This window comes from Nocardioides sp. Z35_8, from assembly GCF_059621125.1.
The window spans coordinates 1-1,220 of record NZ_JCAQIE010000010.1; the positions used below are offsets into that span (position 1 = coordinate 1).

At 65.7% G+C, this 1,220-nt stretch carries 1 protein-coding gene; it reads right to left on the reverse strand.

The window, feature by feature from the left end; genetic code table 11:
* Positions 1-15: 15 nt before the first annotated feature.
* The gene (locus AC54T2_RS19640) at positions 16-1,170 is read right to left on the reverse strand and encodes an IS30 family transposase (RefSeq protein ID WP_496667009.1); all 1,155 of its coding nucleotides are present in this window, start codon (positions 1,168-1,170) and stop codon (positions 16-18) included.
* Positions 1,171-1,220: the final 50 nt, after the last annotated feature.

Here is a 1,220-nt window from a genome sequence, read left to right on the forward strand (position 1 = left end):
TGCGGGTTCAGGCGGTCAGCGCAACACCTCGGCTAGTGCTTGTGATGGTGTCTTGAAGCCGAGGGTCTGTCGAGGGCGTTCGTTGAGCTCTTGAGCGATGGCATCGAAGTCGTCTTGGGTCAAGGTGCGGAAGTCGACCCGGCGGGGCAGGTACTGACGCAGAAGTCCGTTGGTGTTCTCGTTGCTGCCACGCTGCCACGGCGACTTCGGATCGCAGAAGTAGACCTGCACACCGGTGGCGACGGTGAACCGCTGGTGTTGGGCCATCTCGTGGCCGAGGTCCCAGGTCAGGGACTTCGTCAGTTGCTGCGGCAGCGTCGTGACTGCGGCAGCCAGCGCATCGGCGACCGCGTCAGCCTTGTGATTGCCACCAGGTAGCGCGACCAGCATCAGGAACCGGGTCGAGCGCTCCACCAAGGTGGCAACGGGGCTCATCCCTTTGCCGAACACCAGGTCGCCTTCCCAGTGGCCGGGTACCGCCCGGTCCTCTACCTCGGCCGGTCGCTCGGAGATGTGCAGCGTGTTGGGCCGGCCGCCACGACCGTCGGGCAACCGAACTCCCTTGGGTCGCCGGATCACCCGCCCGGTGCGCAGGTGAGCGGTCAGTTCTTTGCGCAGCGCGCCGCGGGACTGGACGAACAGGGTGCGGTAGATGCTCTCGTGGGACACGTGCATCTCCGGGTCGTCGGGGTAGGTGGACTTGAGCCAGCCTGCGATCTGCTGGGGTGACCATCGTCGCTGAAGCTTCTCGGCCACGATGCCAGCCAGCACCGGGTTCAGAGCCAGCTTGCACGCCTTGGGACGGGTCGCACGCGACCACGCCTCACGATCGGCTCTGGCTGCTCTGTATCGCCTGGGCCCGCCGTTGGTGTTGACCTCTCGGCTAACCGTCGAGGGCGCTCGACCCAATCGAGTCGCGATGGCTCGGATCGACTCCTGGGCCGCCAAGCCCCGAGAGATCTCCTCGCGCTCCGCCATCGACAGACGACAACGTGATCGACGCCGAGGATCGGGTCTGACCCCACCCCAGCGCAGCAGGTAGGTACGCACCGTGCTCGGTGACAGACCCAGTTGCCGAGCTGTCGGCTTCGCTGCCTGCCCCTCACGCAGCCTCGCCCACAGCGCGTCGATCGTCTCTGGCGTCAGCTTCTCGTAGTCACCACGTCCCACCGCAACCTCCTCGAGTTAAGGAAGTGTTGCGCTGACCCCTTGAGAGCACC